The sequence below is a fragment of the Pseudoalteromonas sp. 5Ae-yellow genome (assembly GCF_014077565.1).
Taxonomy (GTDB): domain Bacteria; phylum Pseudomonadota; class Gammaproteobacteria; order Enterobacterales; family Alteromonadaceae; genus Pseudoalteromonas.
On record NZ_JACGWD010000113.1, the window covers coordinates 1 to 8,275 of the forward strand.

The 8,275-nt window shown below is 35.7% G+C and carries 5 protein-coding genes and 1 pseudogene; 2 read left to right on the top strand and 4 right to left on the bottom strand.

Features of this window, described 5'->3' with window-relative positions; all coding sequences use genetic code 11:
- Nucleotides 1-217 precede the first annotated feature (217 nt).
- Nucleotides 218-766 carry a hypothetical protein gene (locus tag H4J63_RS19075; RefSeq protein ID WP_182197997.1) on the top strand — a complete coding sequence of 183 codons (549 nt, stop codon included), beginning with the start codon at nucleotides 218-220 and terminating at the stop codon, nucleotides 764-766.
- A gap of 91 nt (nucleotides 767-857) precedes the next feature.
- Here the strand turns inward: H4J63_RS19075 and H4J63_RS19080 are convergent, their stop codons facing one another.
- From H4J63_RS19080 to H4J63_RS19095, 4 genes and pseudogenes are all read right to left on the bottom strand, one after another.
- The gene (locus tag H4J63_RS19080; RefSeq protein WP_182197998.1) at nucleotides 858-2,108 is read right to left on the bottom strand and encodes a sodium:proton antiporter; all 1,251 of its coding nucleotides are present in this window, start codon (nucleotides 2,106-2,108) and stop codon (nucleotides 858-860) included.
- A 269-nt stretch (nucleotides 2,109-2,377) separates the two neighbouring features.
- A complete protein-coding gene (locus H4J63_RS19085; RefSeq protein ID WP_024612778.1) occupies nucleotides 2,378-2,797 on the bottom strand; it encodes a hypothetical protein in 420 nt (139 codons plus the stop codon).
- A gap of 188 nt (nucleotides 2,798-2,985) precedes the next feature.
- Nucleotides 2,986-3,156: pseudogene (locus H4J63_RS19090) on the bottom strand (alpha/beta hydrolase); the annotation flags it as partial.
- Nucleotides 3,157-3,167: 11 nt separating this feature from the next.
- Nucleotides 3,168-6,245 carry a TrlF family AAA-like ATPase gene (locus H4J63_RS19095; protein WP_182198000.1) on the bottom strand — a complete coding sequence of 1,026 codons (3,078 nt, stop codon included), beginning with the start codon at nucleotides 6,243-6,245 and terminating at the stop codon, nucleotides 3,168-3,170.
- A 194-nt stretch (nucleotides 6,246-6,439) separates the two neighbouring features.
- On the opposite strand from H4J63_RS19095, the gene sbcB reads away from it, so the two are divergent.
- Entirely contained in the window at nucleotides 6,440-7,885 is a 1,446-nt protein-coding gene (gene sbcB, locus H4J63_RS19100) for an exodeoxyribonuclease I (RefSeq protein WP_182198002.1), read from the top strand.
- The last annotated feature ends 390 nt before the right edge of the window (nucleotides 7,886-8,275 follow it).

Here is an 8,275-nt window from a genome sequence, read left to right on the forward strand (position 1 = left end):
TTCTGCTTGCTGAGAAGCTATTTATCGACTTGCAGAAAACAATATGTATCTGCAAGCCTAGCCCTTGAGTTATTATTCAAAAATCAGCTGCCTGATGTATTCATTTCAGATGAGGCTGAATAGTTACCAAATTTATACATTTAATTACATGCAATACTAAGTCATGTATTTATAATTACAGCTCTGGTAACTTTTCATCATTAATGGGTTAACTTTTTTGAAACACATACTTCCTCTTTTTGCTTTATTAAGCACGCTTTTATCATTTAGCCAAAATGCTAACGCAAGGCTTTTGCTCGGTAATGACATGCCTAACACCGGTATGTTTATAAAATCAGAATTTAATGGCGATAGCAGCATTACATCTGCAGGTGTAGAAATGATGGTTAAGCAAAATTACAGTAACTTTGGTGTTGTTTTTACCAGCGCAATTGGCGCGGCAGTAATCAATAATAAACAAGGCGAGCAAGAAGAATTTATAACGTGGGACAACGGCATGAAGCTTGGTTATTTTAATGACTTTTTTATATACGCCGAGCTTGGCTTAGATCTGTTCGAACTCGCCTTTAAAAACGATAGAGGCGATAACACCTACCAAATAGAAAAATCGAACAACGACATAGACGGCTACGCAGGTATAGGAGCGGGTTATCATTTTAAGCCATTTAAAATAGAAGTATTTACCCGAGCACGCCAAATAGATGGCGACTACTGGGAAGCACAAGAACATATTTACAGCGGTGTGCAGCTCAGCTTTACGTTTTAATTGCCCTTTTGTTTTATAAGAAAAATAAAAAGCGTGTGAAATACAGCTATTTCACACGCTTTTTTAAAAATTACATTTAACCGATTTATATTTAACGGATAGTTTTGGCTACTTTACCAATACTCAAACCCTGAATTAAAATAGAAAACACCACAACCGCATAAGTGAGAGCCAACAAAATATCGCGCTCGTTCCCATCAGGTAATTGCAATACCAGTGCAACCGAAATACCACCACGCAAGCCACCCCAGGTTAAAACTTTCCATGCGCCAGATGGCAACTCTAATTGCTTATTAAATGTAGTGGTTGTTATACCCACAACAATTAAACGTGCGAGTAATGCGATTAAAATAGTTAAGCCACCAGCAATAAATAAATTACTCGAAAATGCAATCATAACTACTTCAAGCCCTATGAGTACAAACAAAATGGCGTTTAAAATTTCGTCAATCAGCTCCCAAAACAAATCAACGTAATGGCGTGTTTTGTCGCTCATAGCCATACTACGACCATGATTACCCACCATTAGCCCCATCATTACCATTGCAAGTGGGCCCGACAAATGCCAATGGCTAGCAAGTGCATAGCCACCAATAACGCCCGCTAAAGTAAGTAGTACTTCTTCTTGGTAACTATCAATACTTTTAAGTAAGTAATATAAAATACCACCTAATACCAAACCAAAAGCAATACCGCCACCAGCTTCAACCGCCAGCGTGTGCGCTACATAATAAGTTGTAGGAATATCACCACTTGATAAAACACCCAATAAAAGCACAAAAATAACCACGCCAATACCATCGTTGAACAACGATTCACCCGCAATCACGGTTTCAATACTTTTAGGCGCACCCGCAGATTGTAAAATTCCCATTACCGCAATCGGATCGGTTGGCGATATTAACGCGCCAAACAGTAAACACCAAATAAATGCTAAATCAAAACCAAGCAAAGGAAGAACTAAATAAAGCGCCCCAGCAATAATAACCGTAGATAGCAACGTACCTACACAGGCCAAAATACCTATTGGTAATTTATAGCGCCTTAAATCGCTAACATTTACATGTAGCGCCCCAGCAAACAGCAGCATAGAGAGCATGCCATCGAGCAAAACTTCAGTAAAATCTAACTGATCGAGCAAGCTCACTTCGTAATCTATAAGATCATCAAACCCTAAAAAGCCCAAAAATATAGCGCCGATAGACAAAAGCATCGAAATAACCATAACGCCAATGGTTGTTGGCAAGCCAATAAAGCGATGGTTTACATAGGTGAGTAACGCGGTAATCGATAAAAATATCGCACTTATTTCAAGTACGCTTAGGCTGGTTCCTGGTGCCATGGTTTAAATCTCAATATTTATTTAATGATGCCTTGCTCAAAACAAGCAAAGCAGAAGGATTATTATTTTTTATACGGTTATCTCGCATTATATTCGTGTAGCCTAAACAAGCATACCCAAAATATTAATTATAAATACACACCCTACTCAATTAACGTATTTAAAGTATTAACTCACGCGTTAAATAAAACAAAAAAGCCCATGTTAGGAATTAACCTAACATGGGCTTTTTTACTCTCGCTATTTTATATCATACTTTTTTAAGTATTTTATAAAGCGCTTATCAAAGATAGGTCTTCTTTAGCGCGAGTTAAGTTATGCGATACCATTGCACTTTTAGACATTTCATTTGCTTCGTATAAATCTGCAAGGCCAGCAGTGTCGTTATTCGCTTTTAAACGTGCAACACCACGGTTGCTTAATGCGAATGACGTAAGTTGGCGTACTTTAAATTTAGGGCCATCTGCGTCTTTTAAAAGTGCAATTGCTTTAGTACAAATTGCTTCAGCTTGTGCGTAATTTTTTGACTTAACATTCAGTGCACAGCTATTAAATGATTGCTCAAGTGGCTGTGGCGCTGTTGCAGTTTCAATAACCATTAATTTGTAATCACTTTGCTCAGCCATTGCAGCAGCTGAACATGTAAGTAGTGAGCTAAGAGCGATAGTTTTGATAAGAGTAAGTTTCATGGTCGTAGTCCTGTTGGTTAAGCCGTACTTGTTGCCGACAACTAAACTTTAGAGAATTAACACAAAACCGACAAACGATTAAAACAAACCTAATAAGTGAATAAATCTAACCTATAGACTTTAGTCTAATGCCAAATTACTAATTTACGACAATTGATATTTATAAAAACAACCAACGAAACTTAAACTTATTGAGTGCGTTCTAGTAACTTAACTACTTGGGCTTCAACCATTTCTGGCTCATCTTTTTGCGGGTAGTGATAGCTTTTATTTGTTATAACTATTTCACCTTGAGGAAATGCATTAGCCCACTTTGAATGTAAGTCCCCCCACATTTCCCGCGCTTTGTCGGTAAAAAAATAATACAACATCAAATTTGATATTTAAGTCTTCTTTTGACAAACGCAGGCTGTGTCCCTTCCAAAACAACAACTATCTTCTCATTTATTCTCGGATTTTCTATTGATCCGGATTCATATGTAAATTGATAATTTTGTGATTTATTCAAGTTTACATAAACAATTTGTTCCGCATCAGCACCAACTGCTAAATTTGGATTATGAGTGACTAATATTACTTGTCGGTGTTTCTTTGCTTCCCGTATACAATTAGCAAGTACTGTAAAAATACTCTCATTATCAAGATTATCTTCCGGTTGATCTATAACTAGAGGGATATTGTTTTTATCAAGTTGTAAATAGAAAACGAGTAGCAATAATCCTTTTTCTCCTGGGGATAATTCACTTAAGTTTTTATCACCTAAACAAAGCTCATATTTTGGTGAAAAATAATCGAATGAATATATGAAGTTATAAAAATCTTTTAATTGAATTATTTGTTCAGATATTAAGTTAGGCTTGTCTTCATAATTATTTAATTTTTCAAATATGTTATCTATAAAATGATATATATCATCAAAATTATTCCAATTTACGTTAACTGATAATTCCTTAACTAATTTATTTGCACCGTCAATCCCAGAAAAGGAACCCCGCTTTTGTTTTGATATAAAGTCTGTAAATTGTTTGTAAAAAGACTGTTCGACAATAAATGCAGAACCTATATTAACATGGAATTCATCAGTTCTTACTTTATCAAGCTTCAATTCAACGCTTTGCTTTAGTTCAGAATAAAAGCTTAATATTTTATTTTTACTATTAAAAATTTTGAACGATATGCTTTTTCTTTTTTCTTTGGCTTCAATGAGCTTTTGAGATAGCTCGTTTTCAATAAAGCTAATCTTAGATTCTAAAAACTTAATTGTTCCATCTTGTTGGGAATCACTATTACCAATAATTTCTTTCTTTTTTGTATTCCATTGGCTCAATCTGTCTAGATATGATTGATATTTTCTCTGTGGTGTTCCGAGCTTGTTCTTTAATTCATCTATTTCTTTTTGTATGAATTTATATGCTTCACGAAGGTCAGGAAGGCTTGTTAATGAAGTGAACTTTGACTGCAAATTTAATTTCAATTCGTTGTCTTTCTCCATCTCGTCAATTTTCTGAGAAATCTCAATTCTCATTTGTTCGATTTGTGAAATATTTAGTTCAATTTTTATTAAGTCATCTGAGTTAAGCCCTAGATCTAAACAAACAGGATCAAGTTCTCTCTTTTTTTGCTCAAAACTGGAATTTATTGAGGTTAAATTTTGTTGAAGAATTACAAGCTTTTGAAGTCTATTTTTCTTATTACCTAAATCAATCCGCTGTAACTTCCCCTCCTCCCCAATCTCTTCAAGTAAAGTAGATAACGATTCCATTTTTTCTGATAATGCTTGTTGCTCGATATTAGCGCCATCAGGCTTAACTTCTTCAGTAGGTTTATTCAACTCATTTGCTTTAAGCTCAGCCTTCTTAACTATAAGCTTTTGAATAATAGTATTTTTATAAATAGGATTTAGTTCACTCTCAAGTCGAATGATTTCTGTATTAAGTTCACTGAGCTCAGTTTTAAGTGAGCTAGTCTCTTTTACATTTTGTTGTGTTTTAAATTCTTGTAATTCCTCAAATGAAGTACAACCTAGTCGGTTTGCAACATCAACATGAGAAAATACAACGTTTTCAATTTCACGCCTGAAAGCTATTATTTCAATATCGTTAGTGAGCTCTTCAAAGTAGTTTTGAGGTAGATAACGAACAGCCTCCGGTTTAGTTTTGTCTACTTCATCACAGAGGTGCTTCTGAGTTGAATCTGAACTCTCCCAGATGAGTTCCGCCAAGAAGTTCTCTGCATATCCAACTTGCTTAAATTTTTTGTTTTTAGGTTTGTTTGATAAAAATGAAAAATGTGTTTCTTGCTTACTTTCACCAAGTAAGCCAATAATATCAATTAATGCACTCTTTCCACTTCCTTTATTACCTATAATCGCAGTCAATTCAGGGTTAATAGGTATATTTACATTCTGAAACCATTCACCATTTCTTTTATCATATTTCTCAATTTGGTTTATTTTAAGCTGAGAGATAAATTTTGTAGATTGCTGAGCTTTTCTTACATTTACAGGAGGTGCTTCCCCTATAAAAACCCGATCTTCAGGTTCAAAGCAGATTTGCTTTAATCCACGGAAAGTTAAATCTGCTTTTATCCAAGTAGCCTCATGACCTTTAACATTTCCTTCAAGTCTATCAAGTTCTTGAAATGAGTGTGAATCACTAAAAGAAACCACAGGTTTAGGCTCTGACTTTCCATTTTCATAACGATCATTTCTTAAAAACCATGATTTGTTTTTTGAGTTACCAAAAAATAAATCAGCGAATTCATCCATAGTATCTGAAGCTTTTACTTTTCTTGGGGACTTATTGTCGGTACTTCTAATCCCATCATTATTAGCAGGAAACACTATTAGATATGGTTTACTTTCCCCAAAAGTTTCTTTCAAAGCTTTCTTAAGGCATCTAATTGTGACAGAAGATGATTCAAAATCATTTTCTGTTTGTAAGTCAGTGCAATAAGTATCAGCTCCATTTTCATTACTAAACAAAACAGGGAGTTTAGACAGAAACTTTTCAATTAATTTTTGTGAACAAATTACTTCATCATTATCAAAAATAACGTGTACATCAGGGTTAGTTTCACTTTTACTAATAGCCTCTGAGTATCTAAGTTCAATATTAGGAAAAAAAACTTTCTTAGAGTTTGGGTATTTTTTTTTGTATTTATCTACCAATTTAAAATAGTTATCACAACTAAAGTAATCTGTAATTCCAAAAGCTTGAACAGTTGATTCATAAAGGATTCTAATGTATTCATCCCAAATTTTATCTTCCCTCCAAACGCCATCTTCATCTTTCCCTTTAAATGCATCTGATAATTTAGTAAAAGGCGTATGGATATGTAAATCCCAGCGCTTCCATTCAGATCCCTTTTGAGAATTTAATACCACCATCCTAGACATCCTTTTCATAGTAAAATAACCTAAGTAATACGCCTTCACTTTAATTTGCATGAACCTCCAAGTCAATTTATTGCTGGTAACCATTCCGTGACTATTATTTTTTGCTTAATCTTCCAACTAACACATCATTTATTACCCAAACCTATAAACTCCCTCGCCCATATGCCATAATCTAAATAATTCATTATTTTAGTAACTTGGCGCGTATTTAGGCGTTTTTAAGTTAACTACTCAGGGTTTTCAGCATGGCATATCAAGAGCAAAATCAAGCAACAATCTATTGGCACGACTACGAGACTTGGGGAGCAAGCCCTCAAAAGGATAAGCCAAGCCAATTTGCGGGTATTCGTACCGATCTTGATTTAAATATTATTGGCGAGCCGCTTATTGAATATTGTAAGCCGCAAGCGGATTACTTGCCTCACCCTGAGGCATGTTTAATTACGGGTATTACGCCACAAGTGGCGATGAAAAAAGGCTTGGTTGAGGCTGAGTTTATAGCAAAAATTCATGCCGAATTTAGTGTACCAAACACCTGTGTTGCCGGTTATAACAGTATTCGGTTTGATGACGAAGTAAGTCGTTATAGCTTTTACCGTAATTTTTACGACCCGTACGAGCGTGAATACAAAAATAACAATAGCCGATGGGATATTATTGATTTAGTACGTGCTTGTTACGCACTGCGCCCTGAAGGGATTGAATGGCCGTTAAAAGAAGACGGCAGCCCAAGCTTTAAGTTAGAGCATTTAACCGTAGCCAATGGTATTGAACACGCCGCAGCGCATGATGCACTAAGCGATGTAACCGCCACTATTGCACTGGCTAAGCTAATAAAAGAAAAACAGCCAAAGCTGTATAACTTCTTTTTTGGTTTGCGTGGCAAAAAAGCCCTTGCTGAATTGGTTGATGTATTTAATATGACGCCGCTGGTGCATACCACGTCGCGCATACCAGCAACGCAAGGCTGTACAAGCTGGGTTGCACCAATGAGCTTTCATCCGGTTAATAAAAACGCGGTTATTTGTTTTGATTTAACTCAAAACCCGCAAGTGCTCATTGATTTAAACGTAGATGAGTTACGCAAACGCTTATACACCAAACGTGTAGATTTAGCCGAAGACGATTTACCTGTTGGCTTAAAATTAGTGCATTTAAACAAGTGCCCTATTTTAGCCCCAGCTAAAACATTATTGCCTGAAAACGCCGCCCGCCTTGGGATTGACCGCGAGCAGTGCTTAGCTAACTTAGCTATTTTAAAAGCCAATACCGACCTTCGCGATAAAGTAACGGAAGTGTTTAACGAGCAAGGCGATTACAGCGCAACTACTAACGTTGACTACTTACTTTACGATGGGTTTACAAGCCATGCCGATAAAGCTAAGTTTGCGATTATTCGTGATGCAAAACCAGATGAATTAGCCGGTTTGAATTTAGACTTTGAAGATAAAAAGTTTAATACGTTGTTGTTTAGATACCGCGCTCGTAACTGGCCTGAAACGTTAAACCAGCAAGAGCTTGATCAATGGCGCCAGTATTGCCAAAACAAGTTAATGCACGGGGAAGATCAACCGTCGATTAACGCACAAGATTTTATGATTACCCTTGAAAACCTAGCGCATGAACATGACGACAGCGAAAAAAATCTTACAATTTTAAAGGCGCTGTATAACTACGCACAAAGCATGTAATTTTGTTTGTATAACGCATTAAAAACGCGACGCTTTAGCAATAAAGCGTCGCGTTTTTGTTTATAAATATCTGTACCACTTCAAACAAAGCAAAATCTATTTCACAAAGAGAAGCGAATGAGGAGTAAATGAGAAGACATAAAAAACAATCTTTTTTAGATCTATTACTTCCTCTAAAAGCGTAGCTTTTAATTACTTAAATAAAACACTATTCACAAAGAGAAGAGCAAGAGGAGTAAATGAGAAGACATAAAAACAATAATTTTTGTAACTATTCACCAAGACAAATTATTTTCTAAGGATCTTTTTTAGCTATTGACTGATCCTGCCAGTATGCCAAGCTAGAGCTATTACCCTATCGCTCTAGCTTTAATGAATTTAAACAGCATA